The following is a 20,475-nucleotide window of genomic DNA, read 5'->3' on the forward strand; positions in this document are numbered from 1 at the left end:
AGGGGAAGGCTTGGACGAACCTTGAATCGGTCTTGCCGGGCGGGTATGACGAGGAAGCGAACACCGATTTTCGGGGGGCGTGCGGTCATGACGGCGCATTTGACGGTGCTCGGCAGTATCGAGTCGCACATCGACGGCAGACCCGTGCCGCTGGGGCACGTCCGCCAGCGCAGTGTCCTCGCCGCGCTCATGGTGGACACCGGGCGCCCCGTCACCACCGGACAGCTGACCGAGCGCGTCTGGGGCGAGGACCGGCCCCGGCAGGCCCGCGCGACCCTCCACGGTTACGTCTCCCGCCTGCGCCAGGCCCTTTCGGACACCGCCGAGGTGGCGATCACCCGGGACGGGGGCGGTTACGTCCTCGCCCTGGCAGACACGGCCACCGTGGACCTGTACGACTTCCGGCATCTGGTCGCCCAGGCCCGCGAGGCCGACGACCTGCGGGCCATGGCCCTGCTGGAGGACGCCCTGGCCCGCTGGAGCGGTGAGGCCTTCGGCGCGCTCGACACCCCCTGGTTCAACTCCGTGCGCGACACCCTCGACCAGGAACGCTTCGCGGCCCAGCTCGACCACGACGACCTGCGACTGCGCCTCGGCCGGCACTCCGAGCTGCTCCCCGGCCTGCGGGCACGCTCCGCCGCCCACCCCCTCGACGAGCGCCTCGCCGGACAGGTGATGCTCGCCCTGCACCGCAGCGGTCGCCCCGCCGAGGCCCTGGCCCACTACCAGCGCGTGCGCCACCGCCTCGCCGGTGAACTGGGCATCGAACCGGGACCGGCGCTGCGGCAGATCCAGGCCGCGGTCCTGGACCCGGACCACACGCCGTCCGTGAGCCGGACCTCCGCTCCAGGACCGGATCGCTCACACCGGGCGCCGGCCACTCCACCGGCCCAACTGCCCGCACCCGTCACGACGTTCACCGGCCGCCACGGCGAACTGGCCCAACTCGACGAACTCGTCGGCACGGCGGGAATCATCGCGCTGACCGGCACGGCGGGTGTCGGCAAGACCGCGCTGGCCGTGCACTGGGCGCACCGGGTGCGCCACGCCTTTCCCGACGGACAGCTCTACGCGAACCTGCGCGGCTTCGACCCCTCGGCGGACGCGACGAAGCCCGCGGAGGCGCTGCGAGGCTTCCTGGTCGCCCTCGGAGTCCGGCCGGACCGCGTCCCCGCCGGACTTGAGGAGCAGACCGGTCTGTACCGCAGTCTGCTGGCCGGCCGAAAGGTCCTGATCCTCCTCGACAACGCCCGCGACGCCGAACAGGTCCGCCCGCTGCTGCCCGGCGTCCCCGGCACCTGCACGCTGGTGACCAGCCGCAACGGCCTCACCAGCCTTGCCGTGACCGAGAGCGCGCGCCTTCTCACCGTCGACCCGCTCACCTCCGGCCAGGCCCGTGCCCTGCTCACGGCGCGGCTCGGCGGCCCCCGCATCGATGCCGAGCCGGCGGCCGTGCGGGAGATCGCCGCCCGCTGCGCCGGTCTGCCGTTCGCGCTGGCCGTCGTGGCCGCCCGCGCCGCCGCCCGGCCGCACTTCCCGCTCGCCCTGCTGGCCGAGGAACTGCGCGCCGACAGCGGCCGCCTGGACGCCCTGGACGCGGGCGACCCGGCCACCCAGGTCCGCGCCGTGTTCTTCTGGTCGTACCGCGCCCTGGGCGCCGACGCCGCGCGCGTGTTCCGCCTGCTGGGACTGCATCCCGGGCCGGATCTCGCGGTCCCGGCAGCCGCCGCGCTGGCCGGCCTCCCGGTGTCCACGGCCCGGGCCCGGCTGACCGACCTGACGCGCGCGCATCTGCTCACCGAACACCGGCCCGGCCGCTACACCTGGCACGACCTGCTGCGCGCCTACGCAGCCGAACTCGCCCGCACCCAGGACACCGACCGCGAACGGGCCGGCCACCGGATGCTCGACCACTATCTGCGCACGGCCCGCAGAGCCGACGCCCTGCTGACGCCCCGGCGCGCCCCGGCCGACGCCACGGCGGAGCAGCTCGCCGACCATCAGGACGCACTGGACTGGTTCACCGCCGAGTACCCGATCCTGCTCGCCCTCGTGGCCCGGGCCCCCGCTCCGGACGTCTGGGAACTGGCCTCGACGCTCATCACCTTCCTCGACCGGAACGGGCACTGGCAGGCCCTCGCCACCACACAGACGACGGCGCTCGAAGCCGCCGGACAGCACGGGGACACCGCGGCCCGGGCCGACGCGCACCGCGGCCTCGGACTCGCCCTGGACCGGCTGGGGCACCACGCCAGGGCCCACGCCCAGTACCACCGGGCTCTCGCGCTCTACGGCGACCTCGACAGCCACTGGGGGCAGGCCCGGGTCCATCAGCACCTGGCCAGGATCTCCGAGTCCGAGGGCCGTCACCGGCGTGCCCTCACCCACGCGCGGCACAGCCTGGACCACTACCGGGCGGAGCGCGACACCGCCGGACAGTCGGCCGCCCTGAACGACATCGGCTGGGTGCTCGCGCAACTCGGCGACCACACCGCGGCGTTGACCACCTGCCGCGAATCGCTGGCCCTGGCCGAGGCGGCGGGTGACCTCAACGGGCTCGCGCACATCCGGGACAGCCTCGGGTACGTCCACCTGCGCCTGGGGGAGTACGAGGAGGCGGCGTCCCAGTACCGGCGGGCCGTCGCTCTGTTCCGGCAGACAGGGGACCGGCTCAGCGCGGCCAGAGGCCTGGTCCGACTGGGCGAGACCTGGCAGGAGGGCGCGCACCCCGACGCGGCCCACGACGCCTGGCTGCACGCGCTGGCGCTGACCGACCAGCTCTGTCTGCCCGACACCGACCCGCTACGGGCCGGAATCCTGAACAGCCTGGGCCCGCACGCCCTCTCGGAAAGCCCGTCCTAGTCCGTCCTAGCCCGTCGTGGCCGCGGTGCCGGGCAGCGGCTGCCGGTCCGCGGACAGCAGACCGAACAGCAGGTCGTCCGTCCACTCGCCCTTGATCCAACTGGCCTGCCGGAGAAGACCCTCCTGTACGAATCCGAGGCGCCGCAGCAGCCGGGCCGAACGGGTGTTGCGGGCGTCGCACTCGGCGGACACCCGGTGCAGCCCCCGGCGCCCGAACAGGTCGTCGAGCACCGCGCCCACGGCCTCCGCCGCGTAGCCGTGCCCCTGCCGGTCGCCGGCCAGCGTGAACCCGAGCGAGGCCTGCATCAGATTCTCGTGCAGACAGACGCCCACGTCCCCCACCAGACAGCCGTCGGCCTTGAGCTCGATCGCGTACTGGAACCATCCCGGAGTCTCCAAAGACCCCTCGGCGAACTCACGCACGGTCCGCACGGCCGAGTCGAGAGGCACGGGCGCGGTCCAGCCCTGATAGCGGGCCACCGCGGGATCTGAGCGGTACGCGGACAGGGGCGCCGCGTCCCCGATACGGAAGCGGCGCAGGACGAGCCTGGGGGTTTCCAGCAGCATGGACCGATCGTCCCACGGCCGTCACGACCGCCACGCGCCCCAGGGACCGGCCGGCCGGCGAAGCGACCCTTGCACACCGCCCAACGGGTGCGGCAGGGTGGGCTGTCGCCGTTTCCGTGCCGCACCCGGTGGCCGGGCCCGAGCGCCTCTCGGCGCACGGGTGCCTCAGGACACGTACGAGGCGTTCTGCGCCGTCGTCACCACCTTCTGGCCGTCGGCCTGAACGAGGAGACCCGCCGACACCCAGGAGTTCACCGTGTTCTGCACCCGCGTGACCAGCGCGGCCTTGGTGGCGAAGGGCGCGCCGGCCCAGATCTCGTCGAGGAGGGTCGTGCCGTCGCTCCGGGCCGGATTGGTGACGCCCGAGTCGGTGGTACCGAAGACGACCTTGGGTTCGGAGCGCCGGAAGTAGGCGTGCGTGGGGTCCTCGGTGCCCTCGGAGAACGGGGCGAACTCCGTGCCGTTCAGCGTGTGGTGAAGCGGCTTGCCGGCCACGGGGGTGAGGCTCGGCAGCAGGTCTCCGGAGAGGGCGGCGTTGCGGTAGAGCCCGAACTGCAGGCTGCTCGTGGCGCTGTTGCGGGCGACGAGGTTGACCGGGCCGTGGAAGAGAGTCTGCAGTCCCGGGTCGTCGGGGGTCTTCTCGACGCGGGTGCGGAAGGGGACGGTGACGCGCACGACGTCACCGCTCTGCCAGGTCCGCGAGACCGCGAAGTAGGTCCCGGCGGCCGGAGTCCCGCTCACGGCGCTGCCGTTGACGGTCACCTTGAAGCCGCTCGTCGCCCAGGACGGCACCCGCAGCCGCAGTTCGAAGGCGGCGCTCCCGCCGCCGATGGTGAGCGTGGAGCCCTGCTCCCTCGGATAGTCCGTGGTCTGGGTGACGGTGACACCCTTCTCGGACCAGGTCAGCGTGGTCGGGCTGTAGAGGTTGACGTACAGCGCGCTCCCGTCGGCCTTCTTGAAGTACACCGAGTCCTGGTACTTGGTGGCGCTCTCCATGCCCGTGCCCTCGCAGCAGGTGGTGCCCTGCTTGGGCGTGTAGTCCCGGACATGGCCGGGCGTGAGGCCGATGAAGTAGGTGACCAGGGGTTTTTCCGCGTCGGCCGTGTCCTGTTTCGAGCCGAGGACCTGGTTGTAGAGGGCCCGCTCGTAGTAGTCCATGTACTTCGGGTCCTGCTCGTGGAAGAACAGCATCCGGCTGAGCTTCAGCATGTTGTACGCGCAGCACGTCTCGGCGGTGGTGTCGCCGATCGTCCCCGCGACGACCCCGCGGGCCCGCCAGAACTCCCCGGAGCTCGTCCCGCCGATCCCGTACATCCGATGGGGGACGACCATGCCCCAGAAGTTCTTCGCGGCGGTGAGGTAGCGCGTCTCGCCCGTCACGTCGTACAGGCGGACCAGGCCGGTGAAGATCGGGATGTGCTGGTTGGCGTGCAGACCGTCGAGCGTGTCGGTGTTCGCGGCGCAGGCGTCGATGAGCGTGTCGAGGTCGAACAGCCGGGCCAGCGCGAGGTGTTCGGCCTTGCCGGTGAACGCGTACAGGTCGACGATCGCCTCGACGATGCCGCCGAACTCGCCGCTGGAGAAGAGGGCCCACATCCGCTGGAGGGTGGCGTCGGGCAGCTTGGAGAGGCGGGAGTGCATCCAGTCGCACATGCCCGACGCCAGATCGAGCGCACGGGCGTCGTCCGTGGCGAGGTAGGCGTCCAGCAGACCTCTGAGGATCTTGTGCGCGGTGTAGTAGGGCGCCCACACCTTGGTGTAGTCGGAGGTGGTCCGCGTCTCCAGGTCGATGAACTGCGTCTCCGGATACGCGGCGAGGAACCCGGGGTGACTCGGTCCGCCCCAGGTCCGGCGCAGGGTCGCGGTCAGCCCGCGGCCGGAGGCGTCGGCGAAGGTCCCTCCGGTGGTCTCGTCGAACGTGTACGAGGCCAGGGTGCCGCGGCCCGCAGTGGAGGCGGCGGCACGACTGCTCTGCAGGGACGTGATCTCGGCGGCGGTCAGCGCCCGCGACCACGCGTTGAACTCGTCGAAGACGCCCGCGAACACCGGGTCGTCGAAGTTCGAGCGGCCCAGCCAGTTGTTCGTCAGGGTGCCCAGCGACGACGGGTTGAGGGTCATCGAGGTGTTCCGGGCCACCTGGGTGCCGTTGACGTAGAGGGTGCCGGTGCTGCCCGAGATCGTGACCGCCAGGTGGCTCCACTGGCCGATCGGGAGCGCGGCGGTGCCGTCGAGGCCCTGTTCCGCGCCGGGTCCGCCGGTCGTGATGGCGAAGCGCGGTACGCCGGAGGCATTGCGGGCGGCCAGGTACATGTACCGGGTGTTGTTGTCGCCGAAGTCGAAGATTCGGGTCCAGTTGGCGTTGTGGGTGGGCTTGACCCAGGCGGACAGGGTGATCGCGGCGGAGCCGTTCAGCACGGCGGCCGGCAGGCTGACGTACTGGTAGGAGCCGCGCACGTGCTCCGCCGCCGTGCCGAATTTCCCTGCGGCGCTCAGCACGGCCGGGTCCTTGCGCAGGGCCGCGCGGACGTCGGTGAGCGCCGCGAGCATGGTCCGGATCTTGTCGGCGTAGACCTGGTCGCCGGTGCTCGCGTACGCCTGCGACAGCATGCTCAGGAAGTGGCCGGTGTAGTGGCCGCGGAGGTTGCCGTTCGCCTCGCCGTCCAGGCCCTCCCAGCCGCCCGGCGCGACCGCGCCGCCGGTCGAGAGACCGGCGTTGGCGCGGAAGACCTGGAGCAGCCGGTTCACGTCGTAGCCGCGGCCGTGGTCCAGCATGAACTGGCGCTTCGTGGCGAAGAGGCCCTGACCGACCTTCACGTCCTTGAGCTCGAACGGCCGGAGGGTCCAGGCGGACGGTGCGGGCAGGGTGGCGGCCGTGGCCCGGCCCGCACCGGCGGTGTACGACATCGCCGGTGCGGCGGCTGCGAGCAGGGCGGCCTGCAGAACTGTGCGTCTCGGGAGGGCGGGTGCCATGCGTTCCTCGTCTCTGCGCGGGGGTCGGCTTCGACGGGGGGTGTCCGGCGAAGCTCGCAGTGTTCGAAATACCGTACGACGTCCGGGAATTCGACCAGAACATAGGTATGTGAAGCGAGCACGTCAATGCTTGTGGCGTGAATTGCTTTCAGTGGGGGCTGGGGGTGGTGGCTCGCCTGCGGGCCGGTGGGGGCTGGGTGCGCGGTTCCCCGCGCCCTTCGGGGGGTTGGGTGTCGCGGTTGCTACCGGGTGCTGACGTTGGTTGTGAGCAGGCGGAGCAACTGCTTGGCCATGGCGTCCTGTTCCGGGGTCAGGTCCATCGCGTCGCCCATCGCGAGGGGGACCGCGTCCGCCCGGTCCTGGAGCCGCACTCCGGCGTCGGTGAGATGCAGCGCGACGGAACGCTCGTCCTCCGCCCGGCGCTCGCGCCGCAGCAGGCCGTTCGCCTCCAGACGCTTGAGGAGCGGTGAGAGCGTGCTGGACTCCAGTTGGAGAGCGGTGCCCAGGTCGCGTACGGAGATCGAGTCCTGCTCCCACAGGACGAGCATGACCAGGTACTGCGGATAGGTCAGCCCCAGCTCGTCCAGCAGGGGGCGGTAGCGGGCGGTGACCGCCCGGGAGGCGGCGTAGAGGGCGAAGCAGAGCTGGTCCTCCAGCAGGAGTGAGCCCCCCTGCGCCGACAGGGGTGGATCGCCCTGCGCCGATTCGGCTCCGGCAGTGCTCACGGGGTACCTCCACTCAGTGATCTACACCCTATCGCCGACCCTACCGTCGAGTCCCCTCGATCGTATCGTGCCCTAATAAGTTGTGCACGACTAAGTCGTGAGCTACTGTTCTGGTGTTGCCGCCGCTCCCGGCGAAGCCCGCGAGGAGCCTGCCCACGGCACCAGATCCGAGGAGATCGTCATGACCGACACGACCGGCGCCCGCCCCGTCCTGGAGCCCGCCGCGGCGGCCTTCGCCGAGGCGACGGCCAACCCGCCCTACCTCTTCGACCTCGGCCCCGTCGAAGGCCGCAGGACCGTCGACGAGGTGCAGTCGGGCGACGTCACCAAGCCCGCCGTCGACGAGGAGTGGATCACTGTCCCCGGCGGCCCCACCGGAGAGGTCCGTACGCGGATCGTCCGTCCCGCGGGAGCCACCGGCACCCTTCCGGTGATCATCTACATCCACGGCGCAGGCTGGGTCTTCGGCAACGCCCACACCCACGACCGCCTGGTGCGCGAACTGGCCGTCGGCACGGGTGCCGCGGTCGTCTTCCCCGAGTACGACCTCTCGCCCGAGGCGCGTTACCCCGTGGCCATCGAGCAGAACTACACCGTCGCCCGGTGGGTCGTCACCGCCGGCGCGGACCACGGGCTCGACGCCTCCCGCGTCGCGGTGGTGGGCGACTCGGTCGGCGGCAACATGGCCGCGGCCCTGACCCTCATGGCCAAGGAGCGCGGCGACGTCACGCTCGTGCAGCAGGTGCTCTTCTACCCCGTCACCGACGCCTCCTTCGACACCGGCTCCTACCACCAGTTCGCCGAGGGCTACTTCCTGCGCCGCGACGGCATGCAGTGGTTCTGGGACCAGTACACGACCGACGAGAAGCAGCGCGCCGAGATCACCGCGTCCCCACTGCGCGCCACCACCGAGCAGCTCACCGGACTGCCGCCCGCCCTGGTCGTCACCGGTGAGGCCGACGTCCTGCGCGACGAGGGCGAGGCCTACGCCGGCAAGCTGCGCGAGGCGGGCGTCGCGGTCACCGCGGTCCGCTACCAGGGCATCATCCACGACTTCGTGATGCTGAACGCCCTGCGCGAGACCCACGCCGCCGAGGCCGCCATCAGCCAGGCGATCGCCGTGCTGAAGGGCGCCCTGGCCGCCGGCTGAGCCGACCGGGCCACCGGTCGGCCGCCCCGGCCGCCGAAGCAGCCCGGCCCTCCTCGTCCCGTACCACGCACACGGGAAGGAGAGGGCCGGGCTGTTCGCCGTGTACGGTCCGGTTCTTCGGGTAGGGCCGACGTACATGAGCACTGGCGAGGCCGGAGTCGACCGAAAGAGAAGTGCGTGTGACCACCCCCGTGCCGGACACGTTCGCCGATCAGGTTCTCGACGCGGTGGAGGGCCTGGTGACGCTGTGGTTCGCGGCTGCCGAGGACATCACCCCGCGCATGTCGACGCGCCAACTGCTCGCGCTGCAGACCGTCCACCGGCTGCCGGAGCTCAACCTCACCACTCTCGCCGAGCACTTGGGCATAGCGCTTCCCACGGCGAGCCGCCTGTGCGACCGGCTCGAAGCCGCGGGCCTGTTGCAGCGGACCGTCCAGCCGCACAGCCGCCGCGAGATACAGCTGCTGGTCACCTCGCACGGGCGCCGGCTCCTGGCGGACGTCACCGAGCGCCGGTCCCGGAGCCTGGCCGGTGTGTTCGACGCGATGGCACCGGGCGAACGCGACTCCCTGCGGCACGGACTGCACGCCTTCGAGCGGGCCCGTGCCCTCAGAAGGCCAGCCTGACGGGCATCCGCGCCATCTCCGCCGCCCGGCTGTGCAGATGGCAGAGCAGAAGACACACGTCGTCGTCGCGCTCGGAGTCGCTCAGCAGCGGATTGAGGAGAAGGTCGGCCGAGCCGTCCAGGTCGGCGTCGAGGTCCGCGGACCGGAAGGTGCCGAGCGCCGCGGCGAGCCGCTCGATACCCGGATCTATGCCCTGGGCGCGCCGTTCGACCAGACCGTCCGTGTAGAGCGCCAGGGTCGAACCCGGCGTGAGGGTCACGGTGTGGTCCTGGATCACCTGGTGCAGCGGGATGCCGAGCATCGCACCGGGCTTGGCGTCGAGCGTGCGCACCTGCCCGTCGGGGGTGCGCAGCACGGGCGGCGGATGGCCCGCCGCGGCCCAGGTGAGCGTCGGCTCGTCGGGGTGGAAGCGCGCGATGACGGCGGTGGCGTACAGATCGGGCTGCAGGTGGTGCAGGAAGATGTGCAGCCGGGTGAGGAGCTGGCCCGGGGTGCCGCCGTCGACCGCGTACGCGCGCAGCGCGGTGCGCAGCTGGCTCATCATGACGGCGGCGTGCAGTCCGTGCCCGGTGACGTCACCGATGACGGTGATCAGGCTGCCGTCGGGCTGGCGGAAGGCGTCGTACCAGTCGCCGCCGATGTTCAGACCGTGGGTGGCCGGCAGATAGCGGGCGGCCAGATGCAGCCCCGGAGTGGTGGGGAGATCCGTGAGCAGGGCCCGCTGGAGAGTCTCGGCGATGTCGCGGTTGTGCTCGAAGCGCTGGGCGTTGTCGATCGCGATGCCCGCCCGGCGGGTGAGCTCGATCAGCATGACGGCGTCGTCGGCGTTCCACCGGGCACCGGGCGGCGACAGGGTCAGCACCCCCAGCGGTTCCCGCCGCGTCCCCAGCGGAACGCACAGCAGGGGCACCGAGGGGTGCAGCGCCGAGGGCAACTGGTCGTCCACGCCGGGCAGGTCGCCCGGATGGTCGGCGGCGTACTGCGGGCGTCCGCTGCGGGCCGCCACCACGGCGGCGACCGGCCGGGGGGTGTCCTGCTGCTCCTCGTCCCCCTCGTCGAAGAGCCACACGTCGACACACTGGGCGTACTCCGGGACGAGGAGGCTCTGGAGGCGGCGGACGATCTCGTCGTGGTTGAGCGAGGCCGTCAGCACGGCGCTGGCATCGGCCAGGAACGTCAGCCTGCGGCGGGCGGACTCCGCTTCCGTCCGCGCCTGCCGCTCGGCGGCGAAGAGCTCGCGCTGGGCCTCGCCGGCCGCGTCCAGTTCGGCGTGCAGGGCCAGCACACCCTGGTTGGTCTGGTCGAGCTCCTCCCGGTGGGAGGTGACCAGGTACTCCTGCTCGCCGAGCTTCTCCAGTACCAGGACCGTGTCCTCGTCGGCGCCCAGCAGGCCCTCGGCCAGCGTCTCGGCGTCGTCCGCCACGGGCCCGGTGTCCGTCGTGTCCGCGCTCCCGGTGCCGGTGACCGTCATGTGCCACGGCGGCCGCCCCTCGGGGTGCGCGCCGTCGCACGAGGTCACGACGGCCCGCAGCGGACCCTCCGCGGGCGGTGCCGCGGCCGCCTCCAGATCGAGCCGCCAGGTGCCGCCCTTGGCGAGGCACTGGCGCAGCTGCGCGCTGAGGGCGGCCGTCAGCCGGGTCCGCTCCATGGCGGGCACCCCGTACGCGGCGGCCAGGCGTGCCGTGTCGATACGGGCCCGTGCGGCGTCGGTGACGGTGGTGATGTGCCAGGTACGAGTCATGGTGTGCGGTCCGACGGAGTGGGGGCCGGTACGGCGACGAGGATGTCGTCCCGCGAGGGCCGGGCGGATCGGGGAGTGCCCGGCCCACGACGCCGGACCACCGGCGGTCGGGGGCGGACGCCGGGGGCCGTGCCGTACGTGAGGAGGAGCAGGTGCCGGAGCACGAGGTGGCGGAATCGCATCACGGCGTCGGTCTTCCCCCGAACCAGTCGAGACAGGCGACCAGTGCGTCGTCGTCGGGTTCGGGGCCGCCGCGGTGTCCCGTCAGTTCTCGCAGGACCGCCCCGGGGACCTCGGCCGCCGGCACCAGGCTCGTGGCCGCGATCGCGCGGGCCAGCGCGCGTTCGCCGTACGTCTCACCGCCCGGCGCCGCCACCGAGTGGACCCCGTCGCTGACGAAGATGAAGCGGTCGCCGGGTTCGACGGTGAACTCCTGGGTGAAGTAGTCGGTCTCCTCGAACATGCCCAACGGGAGCTGCTCCTCGAAGTCGACGGCGGTGACGGCCCGGTCGCGCAGCCGCAGCATCCGCGGTGAGCCGGCGTCCACGACCTGCAGGCGGCCGGTGGACAGCTCCAGGTCCATCATCAGCACGGACAGGTGGGCGTTGCCGCGGTAGTGCGCGTACACCGCCTGGTCGGCGAGGGCCGCCTGGTCCGCGAGCGGGAGGCCGGCCCTGCGCGCGTTGCGCAGCGCGTTGACGCCCAGGCCGGTCAGCAGCGCGGCCTCGATGCCCTCGCCCATGCCGTTGGTGATGTAGAGCGCGAGATGGTCGGCCGTGGCGGACCAGTCGAAGTTGTCGCCGAACACGGCGTAGGCGGGCTCCAGCTGGGCGCCGAGCGCGTACTCGGGCCGGGCGCAGGAACGCGCCGGCAGCAGCTGCCACTGCATCTCGGCGGCGAGGGTGAGCCGGTCCTTGCGCCGTGCCTGCAGATACAGGTCGGTGTCCCGCTCGGCGACGACCACCTCGTGGCCCAGCACCTCGGCCACCTCGGCCAGTTCGGCCGAACACTCGGCGGCCGTGTCCGCCGAGGGCATGGTGACGGACAGCACCCCCAGCCGGTCCCCGCGCACGGTGACGGGCAGATGGACCCGCACCGAGCCGCCGGAGCAGTTCTCGAAGACCGGTTCCTGCGCCCCGAAGGCCCGCCCGGCCGGACCGGTGTGCACGGGCAGCGGGGCCAGGGTGTACGGCAGGGTGGCCACGGGCTGCAGCAGGGTCAGTCCGTAGTCGGCCATGAAGAGTTCGACCTCTTCAGCCGCGTACCGGGCGCACAGCACCTCCCGGACAGCGTCCAGCAGTTGGTGCGGAGCAGCGGAGCGCAGCGCGCGCTCGGCTGCCACGAATCTGTTCACGATGGGGGATACGCCGTTCTCTGCGCGTCGGTGGCTGCGGGTCCGCACCGCCGTGCGCACGGTGCCGGGTGTCTGCCCTGGTGGAGGTGGTGGGCCGGGGCGGGCGGCCCGGACCCGTGAGCTGACAGCGCCACGCAAGCCTGGGAGAGTGTCACCGTGACCTCCTCCTCCCCGCACCCGCAGCCCCACGAGGTGGCGCGAGTGACCTCCGAGGCGGCGGAGCTGCTTGAGGTCCTGTGGGGGCGCGCCTCGACGGCGCCCGTCTCTGCCTCCCAGCTGAGGGTGCTGTTCATCCTCGAACACAACGAGGGCGTCAACCTGCGCACCCTCGCCGACGCGCTGGGGTCCACGCCCCCGTCGGCCAGCCGGCTGTGCGACCGCCTGCAGGCCGTGGGGTTCGTCGAGCGGAGGCCCGCCGCGACGAGCCGCCGTGAGCTGCGGCTGTACCTCAGCCGTCGCGGGCGTACGTTCCTCAGCGACCTGCGCACCCGCCGTGAGCGGGCGCTGCAGTCGGTGCTGGAGCAGATGCCGGCCACGCGGCGCACGCAACTGCTGGCGGGCCTTGAGGCGTTCTGCGCCGCCGCGGCGCAGGAGATCCACGAGGACGGGACGACCACCGGCGCCAGGACCGCCTGAGCGTCGCGCAGTCCGCCGAGGGGCGCGAGCGCCCATCGGTCCCCGTGCCGCCGGACGTGCCCGGCGCGAGAGTCCGTCCTCGTCCTTCGGTGCATACCGGAACCCTCCCGCGCCTCGGCGCTGCCCACTTTCTTGCTTCGGTCCACTGTTGTCAAACGGCAACTGTTGCGCTCACGTGTGCTCCGCCGTCCCTCCGGGGTGACGGAGCCGCGCCGGGCAGGGCTCAGGCGGGACCGTCCTGCTGCTTGTCCACGAGGGCGAGCGCGTCGTCGACGCTGTTGGACACCGGCACGGTGATGCTCACACCCGTGAGGTCGAGGATCCGTCGCACGGCCGACGTCGGCGAGATGATGTGCACGCTGCCGTCGAGTTCCCGGGTCTGCTGGTACGCCCTGATGATGATGTTCATGCCGGACGAGTCCATGAAGGGCACGGCCGAGAGCTCCAGCAGGAAGTGGCGACGGCCGTGCTGGAACTGGTTCGCCAGATGGTGCTGCAGCCCCGTCGCGGTGTCGATGTCCAGATGGCCCTCGACCGTGAGCAGGACGATGTCCTCACGAGGCAGGGTGACCTCTACGGACAAGGGGTTCTGGGCTGTGGACACGAGTACCTCCCGCAAAGCAACAATGGTGTGGCCCGCATACCCCCGTACTCGGACTCGATGCCGCCGAAATCGGCCGCGCGACGTGATCAAACTCTCGTCGGCGTGCCCGGCTGCACATGATCGCGCGCCTACCCCCGCACCGCCCTCTCATGCGGACGACCTTCGGGGACTACGACACCCGGATCCCGATGATGCAGGTGTCGTCGTCGGTGTCCGACCTGCTGTAGGTGAGGAGCCGGTCCAGCTGCTGGTCGAGTGAGCACGGCGCCGTACGGACCGTGGTGAGCAGCTGCGTCATGGACTCCTCCATCGTGCGGTCCCGCCGCTCGATCAGGCCGTCCGTGTACATCAGCAGGGTGTCGTCGGCCGCCAGCTGGACCTCGTCCTCGGCGTACGTCATATCGGGCACGGCGCCCAGCAGCAGGCCCTTGAGGAGGGGCAGGGACACCGCCTCCGCGTCCCGCACCAGTACGGGCGGCAGATGACCCGCCCTGGCCCAGCGCAACGTACGGCTGCCGGGGTCGTAGATGCCGCAGACCGCGGTGGCGGTGATGGATCCCGACAGATGGTGCGCCACGCTGTTGAGCCAGGTCAGCAGCTGGCCGGGGCCCGCGCCCGTCACCGCGAGCCCCCGCAGCGCGTTCCGCAGCACGACCATGCTCGTCGCGGCCTCTATGCCGTGACCGGCCACGTCACCCACGCACAGGAGCACGAGACCGGACGGCAGGACGACCGCGTCGTACCAGTCGCCGCCCACGAGCTGTTCGGTCTCGGCGGGCCGGTAGCGGACGGCCACGTCGAGCCGGGGAGCCTGCAGGGGCGCCTGGGTCGGGGGCATGATGGCGTGCTGCAACTGCAGCGTCAGCCGGTTGCGTTCGGTCGCCTGCTGCTCGGAGTGCGCGAGCTGGTCCCGCGTGGCGGCCAGCGCGACCTCCGTCCAGTGCTGGGCCGAGATGTCCTGGTAGGCCCCGCGCACGACGAACGGCCGGCCGTCGGCGTCCAGCACCGGTTCCGCCACCACCCGGATGTGCCGGGTCACGTCGTCGGGACGCTGGAGCCGGAAGGCCGCGGACGCCGCCCGCCGGTGGTGGAGCAGGGTGCGCAGGAAGCGGCCGATGGCGACGGCGTCGTCCGGGTGCGCGTGCAGCGCCAGCTCCTCCAGCGGCACGGGACCGCTCGACGGCGATCTGCCGTACAGGCTGAAGAGCTGGCCGTTCCAGGTGATCTCGCCCGTGAGCAGGTTCTCCTCGAAGCCCCCGATGCGGCCCAGGCGCTGGGCGTGCTGCAGCAGGCTCGCCAGCCGTGCCGTCTCGTCCTCGATGCGCCAGATGAGCAGCACGCTGCTGCCGTGCCTGCTGATGCTGATGTCGGCCACGGCGGCCAGCGGCACCTGGTCGACCAGAGCCGTGAGGTTCATGCGCTGCGCGCGGAACGGCTCGCCGGTGGCGTAGACCCGTTCGACCCGCTGGAAGAGTTCGCTCTCCCCGGCGGCCATCGGGTAGGCCTCAAGGAGCAGGGCGCCGTTGACGAGGCCGCGCGGGCGGCCGGCCGGATCGAGGAAGTGGCTGTTGACATGATGGATGTGGAAGTCGACGAGATGCCCGCCGTCGACGTACGGGACGAGGACCAGCGCCGGATCGTGCAGTCCGTCGGCCAGATCCACCAGCTCGGCCGCGTCCGGGAGGACCCGCGGCTCGCTGACGGTGTCACCGCCGTGCACGAACGCGTACGTCTCCAGGGTGTGGGCGCACAGTTCGGCCAGCGCCTCCACCTGGCGGATCACCTGGGGCGGCTGCGGTTCCAGGGGAGTGGCCCAGACGACTTCGAGGACCCCGTGGACACGCCCGCCGGTACCGGCGGGAAGCGCGGCCCTGCCCCCGTCGGGGAAGTGGTGCTGCCCGATGGAGGGGAGACCGGTCTGCGAGAGGGACCCGATCCATTGCCCCGCGCGTTCGGTGAGACTCGTGCGGGCCACCGTCGTCACCCCGGGGGGCACATAGTGCCAGCGCGCGGCCTCCGCCGGTGAGAATCCGGCGCTGCCCGCCAGCGTGAGGGAACCGTCCGACCCCGCCGTCCAGATGGCCACGGCCACCGCGCCGAGCGGGGTCAGCGCGTGATGGAACAGGGAGTCGGCGACGGCCTGGGTGTCGGGGGCCGCCAGCGCGCCGCTCTCGGCCTCCCGCAGCCGCACGGCGGCGGAGCGCTCGGCCTCCTCGGGACGGGCCGGCTTCCCGCCGTGGCCCGACCGGATCTCGTTGCCCTTCGCGCCGGCCAGGAACGCGCCGGTCACGTCCGACAGCCGGTCGCGGGCGGACTGGTTGATGACGTCGACGGCGAGTTCGAGCGGTGTCACCTTGGCCTGGTCGGCCAGCTCGGCGAGCTGGCGGGCGGCCTGGGCCGGACCGCATCCCAGCCGCTCGACCAGAATGCCCTTGGCGAGTTCCATCAGGGCACGCCCGTCGGCCTCGGCCTGGGCCGCCCGCACCTCGCTGCGCAGCCGTTCCACCGTCGCGGCCAGCTTGCCCACCGGATAGTTGGCGGTCAGCGCGGTCTGTCCGTCCGCGGGTACGTCCACGTCCGTCACGTCCGTCGTCGCGGCCACTTCGGTGCTTGTGTTCGTGTCTTCGCCCACGGCTGCGTCACCGGCGTCGATGCCGGTGACGGCGTCGGCGGTGTCGTCGGCCGGATCAGGGCGTTGTTCAGGAAGGCTCACGATGCCATTGCTCCTCGGCGGGGATGCCCATGGGGGCGGGGCACGGGGACCTGCGCCCGGCCGGCGTCACGCACGGCCGGGCGCGGTCGCTCACGCAGGCAGCCAACGGCGGACGCAGGCGATCAGGTCGTCGGTGTCGACCGGCTTGGTCACGTAGTCACTGGCTCCGGAGGCGAGGGACTTCTCCCGGTCGCCGGGCATCGCCTTCGCCGTGACGGCGATGATGGGAAGCCCCGCGTACTGAGGCATCTTGCGGATCTCGGCCGTGGCGGCGTAGCCGTCCATCTCCGGCATCATCACGTCCATCAGGACGAGCGCGATGTCGGGGTGGTTGACCAGCGTCTCGATGCCCTTGCGGCCGTTGTCCGCGTGCAGCACGTGGAACCCCTGGAGTTCCAGGATCCCGCTCAGCGCGAAGAGGTTGCGCGCGTCGTCGTCGACCACCAGGACCGTACGGCCGAGGAAGGCGTCCTCGACCGCCCGGGGCGAGCCGGCCTGCGGCTCCTCCGCGCGGGCCAGGGACGGCACGTCCCCCAGTTCCTCGGCGGAGAGGTGCAGGGCGATGCGCTCACGCAGTTCGTCGAGACTGGACAGGAACTCAAGGGCCCGGGTGCCGGAGCGGGCCTGCAGCTCCTGTTCCTGCGCGAAATCGGCGCGGTGGCCGCTGTGGACGAGCACCGGAACGTTCGCGAGCGCGGAGTCGCCCTGCATCGCGTCCAGGAAGCGGGGCGCCTCGCCGCCGGGCATGCCGAGTTCGAGAACGACGCAGTGGCAGGGGCCCGCCGCCAGCGCGCTCGCCGCCTCGTGCGCCCCGGAAGCGGTGATGACGTCGACCGTGCCGCGCGGGTCACCGGCGTCCTGGCCCCGGGTGACGTCGGAGACCGCGCTCTCCGCGACGAGTGTCAGCAGTCCGCGCTGCCGCTCCTCGACGACCAGGAGACGACGGCGACGGCGCTTGGCCGGGACCACCGGGCCCGAGAGGGGGGCGTTGGCAGCCGGCTCCTCGGCGGAGGAGGTGCCCGGCGCCAGCTCCAGCGGGCGGTCGTCGATGACCAGGTTCTCGTAGTCGGGGCGCGCCACGGGCAGGAACAGGGTGAACGTACTGCCCTGTCCCGGCGTGCTGTCGACGGTGACGGCGCCGCCGAGCAGGTGTGCGATCTCGCGGGTGATGGACAGCCCCAGACCGGTGCCGCCGTACTTGCGGCTCGTGGTCCCGTCCGCCTGCTGGAAGGCGCCGAAGATCGTCTCCAGATGCTGCTCGGGGATGCCGATCCCCGTGTCCTGCACGCGGAAGGCGACGATGGTGCCGCCCCGGAACACCCCGCTGGGCACCTCGTGGTCGGCCGCCGGTTCGATCCGCAGCTCGACGCCGCCGTGCTCGGTGAACTTGACCGCGTTCGACAGCAGGTTGCGCAGGACCTGGCGCAGCCGGGAGTCGTCGGTGAGCAGGTCGGCGGGGGAGCCGGGCGCCGTACGCACGGAGAAGTCCAGGCTCTTCTGGGTCGTCATCGGCCGGAAGGTGGCCTCGACGTACTCCAGGAGCTGGCGCAGCGGGACGACCTCGGGGCTGACGTCCATCTTCCCGGCCTCGACCTTGGACAGGTCGAGGATGTCGTTGATCAGCTGGAGCAGGTCGGAGCCCGCCGAGTGGATGATGCCCGCGTACTCGACCTGCTTCGGGGTGAGGTTGCGGGACGGGTTCTGGGCCAGGAGCTGGGCGAGGATCAGCAGGCTGTTCAGGGGGGTCCGCAGCTCGTGGCTCATGTTCGCCAGGAACTCCGACTTGTACTTGGAGGCCAGTGACAACTGCTGGGCCCGGGTCTCCAGCTCCTGGCGCGCCTGCTCGATCTGCAGGTTCTTCGCCTCGATGTCGCTGTTCTGCGCGGCCAGCAGGGAGGCCTTGTCCTCCAGCTCCTCGTTGGAGCGCTGCAGCTCGTCCTGCTGGACCTGCAGCTCCTCGGAGCGGGCCTGGAGTTCGGCGGTCAGCCGCTGGGACTCGTCGAGCAGTTCGTCGGTACGGGCGTTGGCCACGATGGTGTTGACGTTGACGCCGATGGTCTCCATCAGCTGTCCCAGGAAGTCCAGGTGGATCTGGGTGAAGCGGGTCACCGAGGCCAGCTCGATGACTCCGAGAACCTGGTCCTCCACCATGATGGGCAGCACCACCAGGGCGGTCGGCACGGTCCGGCCGAGCCCCGAGGAGATGGACACGTAGTTCGGCGGCAGTTCGTCGACCGTGATGGCGCGGCGGCTGCGCGCGGCCTGGCCGACCAGCGAGCGGCCGAAGGGGATGCGGTCGGGCCGGTCGTCCTGGTCGGGATATCCGTACGAGCCGACGAGCCGCAGTTCGCTGCCGTTGCCGGTCTCCTCCGCGAGGTAGAACGCCCCGTACTGGGCGGAGGCGAGGGGTGCGAGCTCGTCCATGATGAGCTCGGCCACCACGGACAGGTCCCGGTGGCCCTGCATCAGGCCGGAGGCCCGCGCGAGGTTGGTCTTGAGCCAGTCCTGCTCCTGGTTGGCCCGCGTGGTCTCGCGCAGGGACTCCACCATGGAGTTGATGTTGTCCTTGAGCTCGGCGACCTCGCCGGAGGCCTCGACGGTGATCGAGCGGGTCAGGTCGCCCTCGGCGACGGCGCTGGCGACCTCGGCGATCGCGCGTACCTGCCGCGTCAGGTTGCCCGCGAGTTCGTTGACGTTCTCCGTCAGGCGCTTCCAGGTTCCGGACACGCCCTCCACCTCGGCCTGGCCGCCGAGCCGTCCCTCGCTGCCGACCTCACGGGCGACACGGGTGACCTCGGCAGCGAAGGCGGAGAGCTGGTCGACCATCGTGTTGATGGTGGTCTTCAGTTCGAGGATCTCGCCGCGGGCGTCGACGTCGATCTTCTTGGACAGGTCGCCCTTGGCCACCGCCGTCGTCACCAGGGCGATGTTGCGCACCTGGCCGGTGAGGTTGTTGGCCATCGAGTTGACGTTGTCGGTGAGGTCCTTCCAGGTGCCCGCCACGTTCGGCACCTGGGCCTGGCCGCCGAGGCGTCCCTCGGTGCCGACCTCGCGGGCGACGCGGGTGACCTCGTCGGCGAAGGCGGACAGCGTGTCGACCATCGTGTTGATGACGTCCGCCAGGGCGGCGACCTCACCCTTGGCCTCGACGGTGATCTTCTGGCTGAGGTCGCCGCGTGCGACGGCCGTGGCGACCTGGGCGATCGAGCGGACCTGGCCCGTCAGGTTCGACGCCATCACGTTGACGTTGTCGGTGAGGTCCTTCCAGGTTCCCGAGACCCCGCGGACGGTGGCCTGCCCGCCCAGGTTGCCGGCGGTGCCGACCTCGCGGGCCACCCTCGTCACCTCGTCGGCGAAGGCGGACAGCTGGTCCACCATCGTGTTGAGGGTCTCCTTCAGGGCGAGGATCTCGCCCCGGGCGTCCACGGTGATCTTCTGCGACAGGTCGCCCCTGGCCACCGCGGTCGCCACCTGGGCGACGTTGCGGACCTGAGCGGTGAGGTTGCCGGCCATGAAGTTCACGGAGTCGGTGAGGTCGCGCCAGGTGCCCTTGACGCCCTTGACGTCCGCCTGGCCGCCGAGACGTCCCTCGGTGCCGACCTCGCGGGCCACCCTCGTCACCTCGTCGGCGAAGGCGGACAGCTGGTCGACCATGATGTTGATGGTGTTCTTGAGTTCGAGGATCTCGCCCCGGGCGTCCACGGTGATCTTCTGCGAGAGATCGCCCTTGGCCACCGCGGTCGTCACCTGGGCGACGTTGCGGACCTGAGCCGTGAGGTTGCCCGCCATCAGGTTGACCGAGTCGGTGAGATCGCGCCAGACACCGCCGACGCCGGGCACCTGGGCCTGGCCGCCGAGGCGTCCCTCGCTGCCGACCTCGCGGGCTACGCGGGTGACCTCGTCGGCGAAGGCGGACAGCTGGTCGACCATCGTGTTGACGGTCTCCTTGAGCTGGAGGATCTCGCCCCGCGCCGGAACGTCGATCTTCTGCGACAGGTCGCCCTTGGCCACCGCCGTCGCCACCTGCGCGATGTCACGGACCTGGGTCGTCAGGTTGCCCGACATGGCGTTGACCGAGTCGGTGAGATCGGCCCAGGTCCCGGAGACACCCGGCACCTCGGCCTGGCCGCCGAGGGTGCCCTCGGTGCCCACCTCGCGCGCGACGCGGGTCACTTCGGACGTGAACACGGACAACTGGTCGACCATGCCGTTGAAGACGGTGGCGATGTCGCCCATGAGCCCGTCCCCGTCGTCCGGCAGACGGGTGCCGAAATCGCCGTCCCGTACCGCCGTCAGGCCGGCCAGCAGCTGGCGCAGCTCCTGCTCGCCCGGCGTACGGTCGACGGTTTCGGTCGTCTGGCTGGTCATGCGCACCCTCGTTCCATGCCTCATAGGTCCCTGTGTGGAGGGACTCGGAACTTCAGGCCCACTGCCGGACCAAACCCTCGTCGGACGTCCTGTTGTACGGGTCCGCCGACGAGGAAATACGCCGCAGGCTAACCCGTAAGTGAGGTTGTGAACAAAGTG

Annotated in this window: 12 protein-coding genes; 4 read left to right on the plus strand and 8 right to left on the minus strand. The window is 71.4% G+C overall.

Annotation, left to right across the window (positions count from 1 at the left end; all coding sequences use genetic code 11):
* The first annotated feature begins 87 nt into the window (after positions 1-87).
* Positions 88-2,862, plus strand: a complete 2,775-nt coding sequence (locus tag OHS59_RS41195; protein WP_328498439.1) for an AfsR/SARP family transcriptional regulator — start codon at positions 88-90, stop codon at positions 2,860-2,862.
* Between the two features lie 6 nt (positions 2,863-2,868).
* Here OHS59_RS41195 and OHS59_RS41200 read toward each other — a convergent pair whose 3' ends face one another.
* From OHS59_RS41200 to OHS59_RS41210, 3 genes are all read right to left on the minus strand, one after another.
* On the minus strand, positions 2,869-3,429 hold the full coding sequence (locus tag OHS59_RS41200) for a GNAT family N-acetyltransferase (RefSeq protein WP_328498440.1): 561 nt from the start codon (positions 3,427-3,429) through the stop codon (positions 2,869-2,871).
* Between the two features lie 165 nt (positions 3,430-3,594).
* The gene (locus OHS59_RS41205) at positions 3,595-6,399 is read right to left on the minus strand and encodes a beta-L-arabinofuranosidase domain-containing protein (protein WP_328498441.1); all 2,805 of its coding nucleotides are present in this window, start codon (positions 6,397-6,399) and stop codon (positions 3,595-3,597) included.
* A 242-nt stretch (positions 6,400-6,641) separates the two neighbouring features.
* Positions 6,642-7,124, minus strand: a complete 483-nt coding sequence (locus tag OHS59_RS41210) for a MarR family winged helix-turn-helix transcriptional regulator (RefSeq protein ID WP_328498442.1) — start codon at positions 7,122-7,124, stop codon at positions 6,642-6,644.
* Between the two features lie 181 nt (positions 7,125-7,305).
* Between OHS59_RS41210 and OHS59_RS41215 the strand changes: the two genes are divergently transcribed.
* Positions 7,306-8,274, plus strand: coding sequence for an alpha/beta hydrolase (locus tag OHS59_RS41215; RefSeq protein WP_328498443.1), 969 nt, complete (start codon positions 7,306-7,308; stop codon positions 8,272-8,274).
* A 179-nt stretch (positions 8,275-8,453) separates the two neighbouring features.
* The gene (locus OHS59_RS41220; RefSeq protein ID WP_328498444.1) at positions 8,454-8,900 is read left to right on the plus strand and encodes a MarR family winged helix-turn-helix transcriptional regulator; all 447 of its coding nucleotides are present in this window, start codon (positions 8,454-8,456) and stop codon (positions 8,898-8,900) included.
* Here OHS59_RS41220 and OHS59_RS41225 read toward each other — a convergent pair.
* Positions 8,884-10,641, minus strand: coding sequence for a PP2C family protein-serine/threonine phosphatase (locus OHS59_RS41225; RefSeq protein WP_328498445.1), 1,758 nt, complete (start codon positions 10,639-10,641; stop codon positions 8,884-8,886). The two genes, OHS59_RS41220 and OHS59_RS41225, sit on opposite strands and share 17 nt — an antisense overlap.
* A gap of 181 nt (positions 10,642-10,822) precedes the next feature.
* Positions 10,823-11,995, minus strand: a complete 1,173-nt coding sequence (locus OHS59_RS41230) for a PP2C family protein-serine/threonine phosphatase (RefSeq protein WP_328498446.1) — start codon at positions 11,993-11,995, stop codon at positions 10,823-10,825.
* Positions 11,996-12,151: 156 nt separating this feature from the next.
* Between OHS59_RS41230 and OHS59_RS41235 the strand changes: the two genes are divergently transcribed.
* Positions 12,152-12,631 (plus strand): MarR family winged helix-turn-helix transcriptional regulator, encoded by a 480-nt coding sequence (locus tag OHS59_RS41235; RefSeq protein WP_328498447.1) that lies wholly within the window; start codon positions 12,152-12,154, stop codon positions 12,629-12,631.
* A gap of 223 nt (positions 12,632-12,854) precedes the next feature.
* Here the strand turns inward: OHS59_RS41235 and OHS59_RS41240 are convergent, their stop codons facing one another.
* From OHS59_RS41240 to OHS59_RS41250, 3 genes are all read right to left on the minus strand, one after another.
* A complete protein-coding gene (locus tag OHS59_RS41240; protein WP_328498448.1) occupies positions 12,855-13,235 on the minus strand; it encodes an STAS domain-containing protein in 381 nt (126 codons plus the stop codon).
* A 169-nt stretch (positions 13,236-13,404) separates the two neighbouring features.
* Positions 13,405-15,819: a SpoIIE family protein phosphatase gene (locus OHS59_RS41245; RefSeq protein ID WP_328499560.1), complete on the minus strand. Its 2,415-nt coding sequence runs from the start codon at positions 15,817-15,819 to the stop codon at positions 13,405-13,407.
* 219 nt (positions 15,820-16,038) lie between these two features.
* Entirely contained in the window at positions 16,039-20,316 is a 4,278-nt protein-coding gene (locus tag OHS59_RS41250) for a HAMP domain-containing protein (protein ID WP_328498449.1), read from the minus strand.
* Between the last annotated feature and the right edge of the window lie 159 nt (positions 20,317-20,475).

It is taken from the genome of Streptomyces sp. NBC_00414 (genome assembly GCF_036038375.1).
In the GTDB taxonomy this organism is placed as follows: Bacteria; Actinomycetota; Actinomycetes; order Streptomycetales; family Streptomycetaceae; genus Streptomyces.